We start from the raw sequence: 14,606 nt of genomic DNA on the forward strand, positions 1-14,606 counted from the left end.
GAAAAGCTGCCCTAGATTCGAGCTGAATTTAGCTCGCGGTCATTTAAATTTTTGAGGCAAATTGCTATCATGAGCTATTGGCTCAAAATTTGAGTAGGCCCCGAATCGCATGCTTCAGCAATTCGGTAAATCAGTCGTGCAGCACCGCAGGGAATGCAAGCAAAATTGAATATAATTGAACTCAGAAACTTTAAACGATTTTCAAATATTTCAATAAAGCTCAGAGATACGGGTTTAACTCTTATTTCGGGAACCAATAATTCCGGTAAGACAAGTATTTTGCACGCTTTGGCAATTTGGGAGTTCACCAAAATGCTATTGGTTAATTACAGAGGTAGTAAATCGCTGGCGCATGATTACGATTCTAAGAATGGTCTTGGCATTGCACCTGAAGCTTTTTCACCGATAAGTATTCCTTCGCTTCGCTACCTGTGGAAGGACCAGAACACCAATGGGTCCTACGGACTAAAAATAAAAATTGGTTGGAGAGAATCAGGCCAGAGCTATCATCTTGAGTTAGCGTACTCATTGAATGGCAATAATTTCGCGATAAAAAAATCGGACTCCAATCTGCTCGCCGATACCAAGATCCCTGTAATCGCTTATCTCCCACCATTTGGCGGGATGAACGAAAATGAAACTTGGCTATCCATCGCTGATCGGCGCAAGCTTATTGGCAAGGGACAGGCTGGTTCGGTGATCCGCAATCTGTTACTCGACCTGTATACTGCACACGAGCAAAAGATCAAGCAGGCCAAGGAAGAATTATTGGCAGGCAGGGTGCGGCTCCCTGCCGTAGACAAACAAAAATTGGAACTCGTGGACACCGAGTGGCGGCAGCTTGAGGAAATTCTCACGGACGTTTTCCGCGTAAAGCTTTGCCCAAAACCATTCGACAGTAATTTCCACAATTTTGTGCACGTGGACGTGATTGACGTTGCCGTCAATACAACTACCGGTGCCAAGGAGGCCAGGCCTTCATCGCGGCGAGATCTGATGATCGAGGGTAGCGGATTCCTACAGTGGGTCAGCGTATTTGCTTTGGCACTAGACTCCAATAATGACATTTTACTACTAGATGAGCCTGACGCACACCTGCACACCTCCCTCCAGTCGCTGCTTCTGGAAAAATTAGAAGGCATCTGCCTGCGCAAGAAGAAGCAGATTCTGATGGTAAGCCACAGCCCGGAGCTGATTAAATTAGTCGACTATGAGAAAATGCTCCACGTCGAGCAATCCAAAGCTTCGTATTTGCGTAACAAAGAGCAGAAGGTGCTCGTGCTGGAAGGGCTTGGAAGCAAGTACTTCCCGCTTCTTGATGACATCATAAGATATAAGAAAGTTCTTCTAGTCGAGAATGCTAGTGATGCCCGCGCCTTGCAAAGTATTTGCAAGCAATTGGATATGAAATGGCCTGAAAACCTAGTTCTGTGGGTCACAAACAAGAAGCACTCGGAACGAAAGACACTGATCATCGAGCTTAATCAGAAGATCATGCAGGATACTCGTCAGCCGATCAACGCTTATAGCTTGCGTGACTTGGACGATGAAAATTACAGCACCACCAATGCCGACCTTCAATGGAATACTGATCAGAGAGACGACTCTGGCAAGCACACGATCTTGAGGTATCGGACATTACGGCGTCGGGAGATTGAAAATTACCTAATCATTCCCACTGCGATATCTAGGTATATTTCCAAAAATCGTAAAAACAATGAAATCTCCACAGATGTTGATGCTGTCAATGAGTATTTACTGAAAAAGCATGGGCTGGTTGTGCCAAGCAACTATAAAGAAAGTGACCGCGAAAGTAATTCGGAGGGGCTTTTCAGCAAGGACGGCAAACAAGTTCTTGATGGCATTCGTCGCTACTTCAAAGTAAAATTTAATAAAGAAGACTATATACAACAGATAGAAAAAGGTGAGGTGTGCGCGGATCTTATAACTATAATTAAAGAGCTTATAGATATGTGCAAGACCAAGTAGACGTATTTATTCTTATGTTTAAGTAGTGCCGAAAGCGGTCGATGGCAAATGCTCGCTATGTTGTGTTTAGGGGGGGCGGTTGCTCCTGGCCGATTGTTGCCTGCCGCAAATAGTCACAATCGACCCAAAACCGAAAGTATCATCGCCCAGGTGATCACCACGGAGCGTTTGAAGCAGGTTTCTGCTGCGGTTGCAGCGGATGCTCATCATGCGTTGTGAAGCCGTCACCTCCCAATCAACTAGTGTTGATGCCTGAGTCCGTAATTGACGTTTGAGATTTTGCTTTCCCCGCCCAACCCTCCGATCAAGCGATCTTTGATCGCGCCGATCGGAGGGTTCATTCGCTTTTTTTCGAAGCCACCGCTATCTACCGTCTAGCGCCACGCCTTTGCCCGTCAGTAATTTTCCCACCGGTATATATCGAGCGCTGTGCATCTACAGAGTGTCGTTGCAGCGATTGTCGTGGGTCTATGGTTACAGAGTTGGCGACACCGGCGACACCGGCGACAATCCATGCGGAGCTGGGCCTGGAGCATGGCGACAAAAATGGCGACAGTCGCCACTGCTTACCCGTTTTGGCAGTGACGCTTGACCAGCTTTTCGAGTGGGTATAACAATTGGCGCACGGACCGCTGTCGTTGACAGCACCAGCCCAGGTAGCCAAAACCTTCAAGGCTACGTCACTCGCGTGGTGGTGGTTCTTCCGAAGTGCGATTAGCATCCGGCGGCTCGCACGGTCACTCCCCAAGAGTGATGGATGCCTACTCGACTGAATCTGCCCACTGCGGCAGACGATGCACCTTCCTCGCTGCGCTGCAGCAACCTCACCTTTCGGCACACTTCGCTGCGCCAGACTGCGCCCGTCTCTTTCTCCCGGAAAGAGACGGGCGCTTGTACCGCTGCTGCAAGCTACGTAGTACAGGGCATTGCCGCAACTCTCCTCGTGACAATCGGCCTGACAAATCCGATTCGTCGCCATCCGCATCGACACAGGCACCGGTTGCCGCAGCCTTTGAAAAGGCTGCACCTGACTGACAGTCAGGCATGCCCAAGGTGTCCATGTCGTTGCCTTTTCCTGCTCAGGATCTCCAGGTGCCGAACTCGTCAGTCGGCACAGCCTCCACCCGCCCGCATCTTCGGATGCGTCTAAGGAGGCCAGATTCATGGGGTCATACCCTTGCTCCCGGTCGTAAGGAGCCGTTCGTTCCGCGTCAGTGAACGCCTCACAGGCCGCAGGGGCCTTGATCCCTGATAACACTCAACAGCCGTGGCGGGGCTACGTGAGGATAACCAGCAATGAACGAGGAGAGGGCCCATGCAGCAGTTAGATCCGAAGCTTGAACTACCGCGACCGCCTCGACCGCTGATTGAGTCGAATCCCGTGGCCCAGCCTTATCCGGTGCAGGCACTGGGTGGGATTCTGGGGCCTGCGGTGGAGCGCATGGCCGAGGTCATCGGCGTGCCCCAGGCGCTGGCCGCGCAATCGGTGTTGGCTGCCTCGGCGCTGGCGACCCAAGGTCATGCGGGCTTACAGCTCGACGGGAGAAATTATCCCCTGTCGCTGTACTTGATCACCGTGGCCGCGTCTGGGGATCGTAAAACGGCGGCAGATCGATGTGCATTGCTGCCTGCACGAGAATGGGAGCGTGAGCAGTGGCAGCGCTACCGCGAACAACTCTCCCGGTACCGTGCCGCACAGCGACAGGCGCAGCGTATCAACCCCGCCGATCCCGACTCCGCAAACAGCCTGCCGCTCGAAGCGGAGCCCTCGGCACCCCGGTTGATCACCACAGACCCGACTATCGAAGCCCTGATCAAAGGGCTCTGTCATGACTTGCCTAGCATGGGCCTGTTCTGTGACGAAGGCGGACAGTTCCTCGGCAGCAGCACCATGAGTCGGGATAATCGTTTGAAAGCGGTCACGACCTTGTCGTCACTCTGGGACGGTAGCCCGATTGATCGCGCTCGCTCCATGGTAGGCGAAAGCTTTCGGGCTTATGACCGACGCTTGAGCCTGCACCTCATGCTGCAACCGTACTTGGCCATGCAGTTACTCAGTGACCCGTTGCTGCAGGGGCAAGGCATCCTCGGTCGTTGTTTGATGACCTGGCCCACCAGCCTGGCCGGACAACGCAGCTACCAAGCTGTCGACTTATCCCAAGACGCTGCCCTAAAGCGCTATCACCACCGCCTTTCGGCGCTGTTTCATCTGCCCTGGTCACTTACCCCTGACGGTGCCCTGCAGCTATCACCGCTGACCCTCAGTCCGTTAGCCCGCCGTCGCTGGATTGATTTGCATGATGCCATCGAAGCTCAGCTGGGTGAGTTTGGCGAGCTGGCCAGCGTACGGCCCAGCGGATCGAAGTCTGCCGATAACCTGCTGCGCGTCGCCGGCATTCTTGCAGTTGTGGAGGAGAGCAGCGTCGTGGAGGTCGACCATATCCAGCGGGCCTCGGCCTTAGTTGGCTACTACCTCACCGAGATCCAGCGTCTGACTGAGCAGGAGCCAGTGTGTCGAATTAAGGAGGAGGCTGACCGGCTGCTGCGCTGGCTGCAGATCAAAGATTGGAAGCGCTTCAGTATTCGGGAGCTGAATCGCAATGGTCCCCGCTTTGCCCGGAAGAGCAGTCGCCATGCCGCCAAGCTGCTGGTCGAGTTGCTTGAACATCAGTGGCTGATCACCGACGGTCACACCTTCGAGGTGCGCCATGTTCAATCTTGATGAAGCGCTGCGCAACCATCTGGCTCAGCGCCAAAATGAACCGAAAGTGCGGTTTGTCGCCGCGAGTGTCGCCACTTTGTCGCCACGCTCAAAACCAGACAAGGCAAGGGTTGTCGCCGGTGTCGCCGATGTCGCCACCTTCCGTAAAGCTATCACCTCGCCGACAGCCATCCTTCAGTGGTTGAAAGAGGAAGGCGCGCATCTTTACGTCACCGACAACACGCTGTGTTTTCGCCCGACTGATTGGGCCCAGTTCGCTATCGTGAGTGTGCACTGGAGAGCCCTTTTGCATGATCTCGCGGCGGTCGATCAGGAGCAGGAAAATGACTCGGGTCGGTAAGCGAGCGGGGCGTAATTTTGGTTTTGGTCGCCAGCTCAGTTATGCCGGACCGCAAGCACTGAAAGATCTATTTGGCGATGGCCATTTTGCTACCGTCAAAGCCCATAGCGATCGCTGGCAGGCCTTCGTAAATTGGTGTCGATCCGATGAAGGGCCGAGGCTGAATGACGCGCGACAGATCGATCGTGAAATCCTCATGCGGTACGCCACTTATGTGCGGGAGCAGGTTGATCAGGGTAACGTCGGCATCGCCACCGCGCAGAACCGACTGTCCACAGTGAACCGAACGATGGCTGCGCTGCGCGGTGATCAGTACGTCAAAATCCCCAGTCCGAGCAAGGCGCTGGGTTTGCAACGCTCAAGCGTGCGCGGGGAGGCCCCGCAAGGCCAAGATCGTGCTCAGATCGAGTTGATCGCACGCGCACTGTCAGAGCGAGGTCAGCAGCGAGTGGCCGCAATTGTGCATCTGGGCCGGGAGACTGGTATGCGCCTGCGTGAAGCGATCTTGGCGGACCTGCCCCGACTGCAACGTGAGGCCGGGCAACTGGGCAAGATCAACATTCAGGACGGCACCAAAGGCGGTCGATCAGGCGCGTCAGCACCGCGTTGGATAGCGATCACTGATCAAATCCGTGGCGCCTTGGATAGGGCCTGGGAGGCTTCACCCAGTCGCAGTCGGAACCTGTTGGCCCCCAACGAGAGCTACAAAGAGTTTATGCAATCAGTTGTGCGACCGGCACGGGACATCTTGCATGAGCATGGATTGAAAGGCTTTCATGAGCTGCGGGCGGCTTACGCCTGTGAGCGTTATGAGCAACTGACTGGCTTGAATACACCCGTCAATGGCGGTCGTGTTCATCGAGAAGATCGAGAGCTTGATCAGCGTGCACGACAGAAGATCAGCCACGAATTGGGACATAACCGCATCGATGTGGTGAGTGCCTACATCGGAGGTCGGCGATGATGGCCGAGTTCGACATAGCGTTGTTTCTGCGCCCCGTGCTCAAAGGTGCACATGCCACGCGGCAGCGGCACATCAGGCAAGCAGAAAGGATGCACGAGGTGATTCGTGAGCGCTGGGGTTGCGCGACTCCCTGGTCCTGGAGAGAAAAGCACGTGAGATGGTTTCTGAAGCACTACCTGCGTTGCTCAGCTCCAGCTACCGTCTACTACTACGACTTAACAGCAGGGTTGATCCGCCGCAGAAAGGCAAAAGTCGTGGTTGCCTGATAGACCTTTAAACGTGAGCTCCTGAGTATGGGAATGCGGAGCCTTCCCATACTCAGGGGCTTGGCTGAAGAGGCGCAGGCATACCAGAGATCTAGCGACCGTCGTCACTCCTTTCGCCCTGCTACACGACACGGATCGTAGCCGGTGTCGCGTACTTTTTGGATGCTCAGCGAATTGGTACGACATTGCGGTCCCTGGTTTGATTGATGGCCGATGCCGACAGGCTGCCGGTGGCCGCCTTCTGGATATGTTCACTCCACCAAGCCATCATCGGACGCCGGCGTTCGATGTAGTCCGTCCTGTTGTAGGCGCTACGAACTTCGTCCTTGTCGACATGCGCCAGCGCGACCTCGATCAGTTCCGGATCCCAGCCATGCTCATTCAGGATGGTGCTCGCCATCGAGCGCAAGCCGTGGCTGACTAGACGGTCCTGAAAGCCCATGCGCTTCAACGCCATGTTGGCGGTCTGGCTATTGGCATGGGTGCGGGGATTTCTATCTGAGGGGAACACGTACTCTCTGTTACCACTGAGTTGCTTGAGCGTCTCCAGTAACGACAGTGCCTGATCGGTAAGAGGGATTGTGTGCGGCCGACGCTTTTTCATGCGCTCTGGCGGAATGGTCCAAATGCACTTGTCGAAGTCGATATCTGCCCATCGTGTGGTGGCTGCTTCGGCAGGGCGGGTCATCGTGTGCAACTGCCATTCGATCAGGCAGCGGGTCGTGCGCTTGATGCTGGCGTTCGCGATTTCCATCATGAGCTCGGGAAGCTCCTCAGGTGGTAGCGCAGCCATGTTCTCTTTCTTGGGTTTCTTGAACACCGCCCGAATTCCATTGAGGGGGTTCGCAAATATCAGCCCGGAGTTGACCCCATAGGTCATGATCTCGTTGAGTCGTTGACTCAATCTTTTCACGGTTTCGAGGCTCCCTTTGGCCTCGATTGGGCGAAGGATCTTGATAACCATCGGAGCGGTGATTTGAGAGAGCGGCGTTGTTTTCATGCTTGGGAAAACATGGAGTGTCAGCGATCTCCAAATGTCTTCGGCGTAGGCTTTGGTTACGGAGTCTTTCTTCAGCTCGAACCAGGCGGTGGCTACTTTCTCGAAAGTGTGTTCAGTCTCAGCAAGTTTGGCTTGCCTTACTTCATCACGCTGGGTTTTGGGATCAGTGCCCAAAGCGAGCAGCTCACGCGCCTCTGCGGCTTTCTTCCGGGCGTTGGCTAGCGAAAGGTCGGGGTATGGACCAAGCGCCATATTGATACGGCTTCTGGTCAGGGGCTCGCGGTAATTGAAATTCCACATCATTGAGCCGCTCGCGCGTACTCGAAGCTGTAAGCCATCGCCGTCGCTGAGGACGAAGTCTTTACCAGTTGCCTTGACTGCCTTGAGCTGGCGATCGGAGAGGCGGGTTGCGTTAGTAGGCATGGGGGCTACCTCCAGCACCGTTTTGGTATCCTGAAAATAGCATTTGGCAGTCCGGGATACCACCTGGGATACCAAAACGCCTGGAACTCAGAAACCCTGTAAAGCCCCCATAAGCGCTGAAAGCCATGTATTTACTTGATTTTAGGCACAAAAAAAGACGTCCGTGGACGTCTTTAGATGATGAAGTGGTGGAGCCGGGGGGATTTGAACCCCCGTCCGCCAGTACTCCGCTGTCGGTACTACATGCGTAGCCGTGTCTATTAAGTTAACCCTCAGCGACCCGACGGGCAGGGTGCTTTGGGCGAGTTGTGTAAGTTTTAGCCGCTTCGTCCACAACGTACTGCACGGCGATTCTGTTCTATATGACAATCACTTTGGGTTTACAGACATCCCCTGATGATTGCTGGACCCGAAGGTACCAGAAGGGAAGGGCTAAGGCTGCTTACGCAGCGAGAGCGTATTCCCCGTAGGTTTCGTCATTGGCAACTATAAGAAGTTGCAACAGTGGATTTACGAGTTCTGTTACCAACTCGGCATGCACCTAAAGTTTCGCAACCGGCGTCGAATCCTAAACGGCCCCGAGCCTGTCGCTTCGTGGATCTTCTGAAGCGGCAGGCATTTGCAGTGTACGCCAATACGCGACTGAGGCCAACCCGAAGGTTGGCCGGGCGCGAATTATTGCGGATCACCTTTCGTGTTGTTCTGCAATTTCTGAATGGCCTGGGTGGTCAGCGAGATGCATCTTTTGGTGCCATCCTCGGTGCCTTTGGACTGTTCAGCCTTGGCCTGTCCAACGGTGGCATCAATATCGGCCTTCAGAGCACTGCTCATTTCCTCGGTGCTGACTTGGGCATCCTTGATCTTCTGCAAATTCACCTGGCAGAGGTCCGCTTGGCTGTTTGCGAACACCGGAGAGGCCAACAGTGCAGCGGAAATGAACAAGCCAGCAAATGCTATGTGCTTCATGTGTATCTCCTTGAACGTTTGGTCTCGGTGCTGCCGGTGGATCACGGTCGAGCCCGAGTCTAAAGGGGGCCCAACGGGGTTGGGCCTATTCAAGTGACTACAACGGAACGCAGGAATTCGATTTTTCTTCGATCCCTGTGGGAAAGCCCTCACGATTCGCAGGTTTGGGCCGCGTGACCCGATCGATGAGGTAGACCAGCCCGTGATAGTCGATTGCACCGTGCTGCGTCAGACCAATCTCGCACGTGCGGCTGGTGGAAATCCCTTCGCTGCAATACTGAACCGCATCCTTGAGGGTTCGCAGCGAGTGGGCGTTGAGCTCCGGCGTGGTGAAACCCTTGTCGCCAGCAAAACCACAGCAATGAATACCTTCCGGAATCACCACCTGTTTGCTGCATTTGCGCGCCAGGTCGATCAGTGCCTGGCTTTCGCCCAGATGCTGAGTGCTGCAGGTGACGTGCACCGCAATCGGTTCATCTTGTGGGGTGAACTCAAGACGTTCCATCAAATGCGTACGGATGAAGCGCACCGGATCGTACAGGTCCAGTCGAACATTCCCCAGGTCTTGGACCAGGCGCAAAGTGCAGGGGCTGGTGTCGCAATAGATCGGATCAAGCCCGCCGCGACTGGCATGCAGCAGTGCGCCGATCAGTTCCTGGCGTTTGTGCTCGGCTTGTTCGACGTAGCCTTTGGACGCAAAAGGCTGGCCGCAGCAGAGGCTGTCCACGTTGTCGGGAAAGATGACCTGATAGCCGGCCTTTTCCAGCAATTGCTGAGTTTTTTCGTACAGCGACATCTGCTCTTTATCCCCGGCCGCCGGGCCCATGACTCGTGACACGCAGGCCGCCAGGTACACCACTCGCGGGCGTTCGTCCGGTGCGGCGGGACTGAAACGGATGGCTTTTTCTGGCTGGGGCATGGCGCTGGTCCACTGCGGAACCTGGCCCTTGGACAGCCGCGTCAGCGATGCCGACAGTTTCGCCAGGCGCGGAGCCCCCAGCAGCATGCGCGCACCGTTGGCGACGTGCAGGGCAAAGCGAGCGCCTTGCAGCGTGGTGGCGAAATTTCCTTCAATCCAGTTGGAGGTTTTCGTCTTCGTGGCTTCACGGCTGCGAAGCTTTTTCACCAGTTCGCCGGTATTGATGCCTACCGGACAGCGTTGCGCGCACAGGCCCGTCGCGGCGCAGGTGTCGATGCCTTGGTATTGGTAGGCACGTTCCAGTTCGGTGGTGTCCGTGCCGGCGCGTTTCTTCGCCTGGATATCCCGCCAGATCACGATGCGTTGGCGCGGGCTCAAGGTCAGGTCTTTGGACGGGCACACCGGCTCGCAGAAACCGCACTCAATGCACTTGTCCACAATCTCATCGGCGGCCGGCAGCGGTTTGAGGTGTTTGAGGTGGATCTGCGGATCTTCGCTGAGCACCACGTCCGGGTTGAGAATGCCGTTGGGATCGAGCAAGCGCTTGAGCTGCCACATCAGTTGATAGGCATCGCTGCCCCATTCCAGTTCGACGAACGGCGCCATGTTGCGGCCAGTGCCGTGTTCGGCTTTCAGCGAACCGCCGAACTCTACCGCCACCAACTGCGCCACGTCATCCATGAACGCCTGGTAGCGTGCGACTTCTTCAGGGCTATTGAAGCCTTGGGTGAAGACGAAGTGCAGATTACCTTCCAGTGCGTGTCCGAAAAGGATCGCTTCGTCGTAGTGATGTTTGTCGAACAGTTCGATCAGGCGATTCACGCCAGCGGCGAGTTGCTCCACCGGAAAGGTCACGTCTTCGATGATCACCGTGGTCCCGGTTTTGCGGACTGCGCCTACCGCCGGAAAGGTGTCTTTGCGGATGGCCCAGAGCCGGGCGTTTTCCCTTGGGTCTTCGGTAAAATCGACCTGTTTTTCCACCGGGAACCCGGCCAGGGAGGCCATGATCCGGGTCAGTTGCTCCTGTAGCAAAGACGAAGATGCGGCGCGGGATTCGATCAGCAGGGCGCAGGCATTGATCGACAGGTGCTGTACGAAATCCGGCATGCCCGGTTTGTCCTGCACCGAACGCAGGCTGCGGCGGTCCAACAACTCCACGGCCGATACCGGTTGGCTTTTCAGCACGGTGACGGCGTTGCAGCAGGTTTCCACGTCCGGGAAGACGATCAGTGCCGACGCCTTGTTGGGATGGTCGATGACCGTGTTGTAGGTCACCGCGCTGATGAAGCCGAGAGTGCCTTCGGAGCCCACCAGCAGGTGGCTCAAGATATCCACAGGCTCGTCGAAATCCACCAGGGCATTGAGTGACAAACCGGTGGTATTTTTCAGGCGATATTTGTGGCGAATTCGTGCGGCGAGTTCGGTGTTGGCGCGGGTTTCGCGACCCAGGGTCGCCAGGCGTTCCAGCAGTTCGCCATGGCTTGTACGAAAAGCCGCCACGCTGGTGTCGTCTTCGGTGTCGAGACGGGTGCCATCGGCCAGTACCAGACGGATGCCAGCCAGGGTGTGATAGGTGTTCTGCGCCGTGCCGCAGCACATGCCGCTGGCGTTGTTGGCGACGATGCCGCCGATCTTGCAGGCGTTGATCGACGCCGGATCAGGGCCGATCTTGCGTCCGAACGGTGCCAGCCAGGCGTTGGCCTGGGCGCCGATCACGCCGGGTTGCAAACGAATCTGCGTGCCTTGCTCGCGAATCTCGCGACCGTTCCAGTTATCCCCCAGCACCATCAGCACCGAGTCGCTGATGGCTTGCCCGGACAGGCTGGTGCCGGCGGCGCGGAAGGTGACAGGCACCTGGTCGCGCTGGGCTAATTGCAGCAGTGCGACCACTTCGTCTTCGGTTTCGACCCGCACCACCAGCTTCGGAATCAGCCGGTAGAAACTGGCGTCGGTGCCGAAGGCCAAGGTCGACAACGGATCGTCGAAACGACGCTTGTGCGGGATCAGTTGTTGTACATCGCGCAGGAAAGAGGCCGGAAGGGTCATTGGTCCTCCAGAATCAAAACCACCAGATCCTTCGGGCCGTGGGCGCCGTAGGCCAGGACTTGCTCGATGTCGGCGGTTTTCGAGGGGCCCGACACCAGTAGGGCGTTGGTAGGCATGCCTTGGGCCCATTTGAATTCCTGTTGCACTTCATAGAAGTTGTCGCGGATCTCGCTGGCTTTGAGCAGGGCGAAATGCACCGGCGGCACCAGGCTCATCAGTCGCGGTTCTTCCCGCGTCGGCCAGAGAATCAGGCTACCGGTCGCGGCGATGGCACCGAGGGTCGCGGTCAGGCTGGCAGGCGTGTCGTTGAACAGTTCGGCTTTCCATTCCTCTATCGGACGGTCATAGGCCTTGAGGGTCGGCAGGTCCGGATTGTTCGCCCAGAACTGTGTGATTCTTTGCCCATGGGGCGTGGCCGGGGCGATGAGCAGGCTCGGTAGCTGACGGTCGCGCAGCAATTGCGCGAGCAGGGCTGGCCAACCTTCCTCGGAGGTCAGGTGGATTTCGGTGTGCACCGCTTCCATCAGCTTGCGCAACTGGGGAATGCGTTCCTCCGGCGCGTAGCGGTAGGTTTGGGTCACCAGTTCGACATCGAAATTGTCGGCAACGGGTGTGGCGCCCGTCAGACTTTTGCGCAGCTTGGCGAGGATATTTTCCTTGGCGCTCATCGGCGGTCTCCCTGCTGGTTCAGGTGTTCGCGGGCCAGGTCATGCAATGAGCGGGCGGCGGGTTTCGGGGCGCTGTGGTTCTGGGTCCATGGGCCGACATTGTCAGGCACCAGGGCGCGCAGGCGCGTGGCGAGGAAGCCGAACAGCCGATATAGCCGCGGTGAGCTGTTGAGCCAGGCCCAGGCATTCCAGATGAAGCGTTCCTTGGGCGAGTATTTGCTGCCCTGGCCGCGCATCACTGGGTTCGGGCTGTCCGGCGCCTTGACGTTCTCTTCTCGCAGCCGCCGCAGCAGCGCGGGGATCGGAATCTTCACCGGGCACACTTCACCGCAGGCGCCGCACAACGAAGACGCGCTCGGGTGGTCCGGCACCTTGGCCAGGCCGACCATGTGTGGGGTGATGATTTTTCCGATAGGCCCTGGGTAAACCTCACCGTAGGCATGACCACCGATTCGGGTATAGACCGGGCAATGATTCATACAGGCGCCGCAGCGGATGCAGTTCAGGGTCTGGCGCAGTTCACTGTCGGCAAACGCTTGGCTGCGGCCGTTGTCCAGCAGCACCAGGTGGACTTCCTCGGGGCCATCCAGTTCGTCAGCCTTGCGCGGGCCGGAGATCATGTTGACGTAGGTGGTGATCGGCTGGCCGAGGGCCGAGCGGGTCAGCAGGGAGAGCAGCGGCACGACGTCGCGCAGGTTCTCCACCACTTTTTCGATGCCGGTCACGGCGATGTGCACCGGCGGTACCGTGGTGGACATCCGGCCGTTACCTTCGTTTTCCACCAGCAGCAGCGTGCCGGTTTCGGCGACAGCGAAGTTGACGCCCGAGACGCCGATGTCGGCCTCGAAGAATTTCTGCCGCAATACCTTGCGACCGATCTGAATGAGTTGGTCAACGTCCTTGGTGTACTCCACGCCGAGTTTGTCGTGGAACAAGGACGCGACCTGACCGGCGTTCTTGTGGATCGCCGGCATAATGATGTGTGAAGGCTTCTCGTGATCGAGCTGGACGATGTACTCCCCCATGTCGGACTCAAGACATTCAATGTCCCGGGCCTCGAGGAAGTGGTTCATCTCCATCTCTTCGCTGACCATCGATTTGCCCTTGATCACTTGCCGCGCCTCGTGAGCGCGGATGATCGAGAGGACGATGCCATTGGCTTCGTCCACCGTCTCCGCCCAGTGCACGTTCACACCGTTGCGGGTCAGGTTGGTTTCAAGTTGCTCGAGCAGGTCGGGCAGCTTGGATAACGCACGGGCGCGGACGGCGTTGCCCAGCACTCGCAGGTGTTCTCTTTCGTGGGCATCGCTGAACGACGCTGCCCGCTTGGTCATCAGTGAATCCATCGCGCTGCGAAAGTTGTTTCGCAGTTGCGTGTCGTCCAGGGCCTTGTGGGCCCGGGCGCGAAAATCCTCTTGCACCTCAACAGTCGGGATCAGCGTCGGCGTGCTCATGCCACACCTCCGGTACGCTGCCAGAGGAAGCTCGCCAGATGCTGGCCCCGTAGCGCCTCCTGCTGCTTCTCCAGTGCGCCATTGATGTTCATCAGGCAACCACAATCGGCGCTGACGACTTTATGTGCACCGGACTCCTTCAGCGCTCGGGTCTTGTCGGCCACCATCGCGCCGGAAATATCCGGCATGCGCACGCTGAACGTCCCACCAAAGCCACAGCATTCACTTTCATGGCCGTGTTCGACGCGCTCCACATTGCGCAGCTGCGCCAACAACGCACGGCCATGCAAGTGGGTGTTCATTTCACGTCGTGCCGAGCAGGACGTGTGCAACGCAATTTTCACCGGCGCGCCGCTGTCGTGAAGCTGCACCTTGCTGACAAACAGCAGAAATTCGGCCAATTCATAGGTCCGGGCCGCCAGGGCCTGGACTTGCTTGAGCGTGTCGGGCTCGTCCTTGAACAGGTCGGCGTAGTGCTCGCGCAGCATGCCGGCGCAGGAGCCCGAGGGCACCACCACCGGATAGTCTTCGGCAAACAAGGCCAGTTGCGCCCGTGCCACCGTCCGCGCCTGCTCGGTATAGCCCGAGGTGTAGGCCGGTTGGCCGCAGCAACTTTGCCCTTGCGGGTACTCCACCCGGATCCCTTCGCGCTCCAGCAGATGAATCGCATCCATCCCGGCCTCGGGATAGAACAGGTCCACCACGCAGGTGCCGAACAGGTAGACCCGTGGCGGTTTTTCGCTGGGGTACTGCCGAGGTTCGGGCAATGGCGGGGCGACACGGGTCGCGTTCGGCACGGCGTTGTAAAAAAGCTCGCTCATCAGGCGTGTCTCCGGGTGGTCCCGGTTA

General features: G+C 57.0%; 11 protein-coding genes and 1 other RNA gene. 5 read left to right on the forward strand and 7 right to left on the reverse strand.

The annotated features are described in order from the left end of the window. Window positions 1–153: 153 nt before the first annotated feature. The 5 genes from CD58_RS03865 (at window position 154) to CD58_RS03885 (ending at window position 6,281) form a co-directional block, all read left to right on the forward strand. Entirely contained in the window at window positions 154–1,989 is a 1,836-nt protein-coding gene (locus CD58_RS03865) for an ATP-dependent nuclease (protein ID WP_080712503.1), read from the forward strand. A gap of 1,315 nt (window positions 1,990–3,304) precedes the next feature. Further along, window positions 3,305–4,711: a YfjI family protein gene (locus tag CD58_RS03870; protein WP_025211759.1), complete on the forward strand. Its 1,407-nt coding sequence runs from the start codon at window positions 3,305–3,307 to the stop codon at window positions 4,709–4,711. Further along, complete coding sequence (locus CD58_RS03875; protein ID WP_025211760.1) at window positions 4,698–5,051, forward strand: hypothetical protein; 354 nt, start codon at window positions 4,698–4,700, stop codon at window positions 5,049–5,051. Before CD58_RS03870 ends, CD58_RS03875 begins: the two co-directional genes overlap by 14 nt. Continuing rightward, entirely contained in the window at window positions 5,035–6,015 is a 981-nt protein-coding gene (locus CD58_RS03880; protein ID WP_025211761.1) for an integrase domain-containing protein, read from the forward strand. Before CD58_RS03875 ends, CD58_RS03880 begins: the two co-directional genes overlap by 17 nt. Then, window positions 6,012–6,281 carry a hypothetical protein gene (locus tag CD58_RS03885; protein WP_025211762.1) on the forward strand — a complete coding sequence of 90 codons (270 nt, stop codon included), beginning with the start codon at window positions 6,012–6,014 and terminating at the stop codon, window positions 6,279–6,281. The genes CD58_RS03880 and CD58_RS03885 overlap by 4 nt, the downstream gene beginning before the upstream one ends. A 166-nt stretch (window positions 6,282–6,447) precedes the next feature. Here the strand turns inward: CD58_RS03885 and CD58_RS03890 are convergent, their stop codons facing one another. The 7 genes from CD58_RS03890 to CD58_RS03915 all read right to left on the reverse strand — a co-directional run bounded on the left by CD58_RS03890 (window position 6,448) and on the right by CD58_RS03915 (window position 14,578). Next, window positions 6,448–7,704: an integrase domain-containing protein gene (locus CD58_RS03890; protein WP_025211763.1), complete on the reverse strand. Its 1,257-nt coding sequence runs from the start codon at window positions 7,702–7,704 to the stop codon at window positions 6,448–6,450. Window positions 7,705–7,890: 186 nt separating this feature from the next. After that, window positions 7,891–8,284: a transfer-messenger RNA gene (ssrA, locus tag CD58_RS28970) on the reverse strand. Window positions 8,285–8,379: 95 nt separating this feature from the next. Beyond that, window positions 8,380–8,670, reverse strand: coding sequence for a hypothetical protein (locus CD58_RS03895; RefSeq protein WP_025211764.1), 291 nt, complete (start codon window positions 8,668–8,670; stop codon window positions 8,380–8,382). Between the two features lie 97 nt (window positions 8,671–8,767). Beyond that, entirely contained in the window at window positions 8,768–11,635 is a 2,868-nt protein-coding gene (locus CD58_RS03900) for an FAD-binding and (Fe-S)-binding domain-containing protein (RefSeq protein WP_025211765.1), read from the reverse strand. After that, window positions 11,632–12,303, reverse strand: a complete 672-nt coding sequence (locus tag CD58_RS03905; protein ID WP_025211766.1) for a LutC/YkgG family protein — start codon at window positions 12,301–12,303, stop codon at window positions 11,632–11,634. Before CD58_RS03905 ends, CD58_RS03900 begins: the two co-directional genes overlap by 4 nt. Continuing rightward, the gene (locus CD58_RS03910; RefSeq protein ID WP_025211767.1) at window positions 12,300–13,757 is read right to left on the reverse strand and encodes a LutB/LldF family L-lactate oxidation iron-sulfur protein; all 1,458 of its coding nucleotides are present in this window, start codon (window positions 13,755–13,757) and stop codon (window positions 12,300–12,302) included. Before CD58_RS03910 ends, CD58_RS03905 begins: the two co-directional genes overlap by 4 nt. Beyond that, a complete protein-coding gene (locus tag CD58_RS03915; protein ID WP_025211768.1) occupies window positions 13,754–14,578 on the reverse strand; it encodes a (Fe-S)-binding protein in 825 nt (274 codons plus the stop codon). The genes CD58_RS03910 and CD58_RS03915 overlap by 4 nt, the downstream gene beginning before the upstream one ends. Window positions 14,579–14,606: the final 28 nt, after the last annotated feature.

Origin of the sequence: Pseudomonas brassicacearum, from assembly GCF_000585995.1 — a bacterium.
In the GTDB taxonomy this organism is placed as follows: Bacteria; Pseudomonadota; Gammaproteobacteria; order Pseudomonadales; family Pseudomonadaceae; genus Aquipseudomonas; species Aquipseudomonas brassicacearum_A.

Bases quoted from the DNA above. Each gene is read 5' to 3' on its own strand.
- CD58_RS03865 (WP_080712503.1), top strand. From the start codon at position 154: ATGCAAGCAAAATTGAATATAATTGAACTCAGAAACTTTAAACGATTT.
- CD58_RS03870 (WP_025211759.1), top strand. From the start codon at position 3,305: ATGCAGCAGTTAGATCCGAAGCTTGAACTACCGCGACCGCCTCGACCG.
- CD58_RS03875 (WP_025211760.1), top strand. From the start codon at position 4,698: ATGTTCAATCTTGATGAAGCGCTGCGCAACCATCTGGCTCAGCGCCAA.
- CD58_RS03880 (WP_025211761.1), top strand. From the start codon at position 5,035: ATGACTCGGGTCGGTAAGCGAGCGGGGCGTAATTTTGGTTTTGGTCGC.
- CD58_RS03885 (WP_025211762.1), top strand. From the start codon at position 6,012: ATGATGGCCGAGTTCGACATAGCGTTGTTTCTGCGCCCCGTGCTCAAA.
- CD58_RS03890 (WP_025211763.1), bottom strand. From the start codon at position 7,704: ATGCCTACTAACGCAACCCGCCTCTCCGATCGCCAGCTCAAGGCAGTC.
- CD58_RS03895 (WP_025211764.1), bottom strand. From the start codon at position 8,670: ATGAAGCACATAGCATTTGCTGGCTTGTTCATTTCCGCTGCACTGTTG.
- CD58_RS03900 (WP_025211765.1), bottom strand. From the start codon at position 11,635: ATGACCCTTCCGGCCTCTTTCCTGCGCGATGTACAACAACTGATCCCG.
- CD58_RS03905 (WP_025211766.1), bottom strand. From the start codon at position 12,303: ATGAGCGCCAAGGAAAATATCCTCGCCAAGCTGCGCAAAAGTCTGACG.
- CD58_RS03910 (WP_025211767.1), bottom strand. From the start codon at position 13,757: ATGAGCACGCCGACGCTGATCCCGACTGTTGAGGTGCAAGAGGATTTT.
- CD58_RS03915 (WP_025211768.1), bottom strand. From the start codon at position 14,578: ATGAGCGAGCTTTTTTACAACGCCGTGCCGAACGCGACCCGTGTCGCC.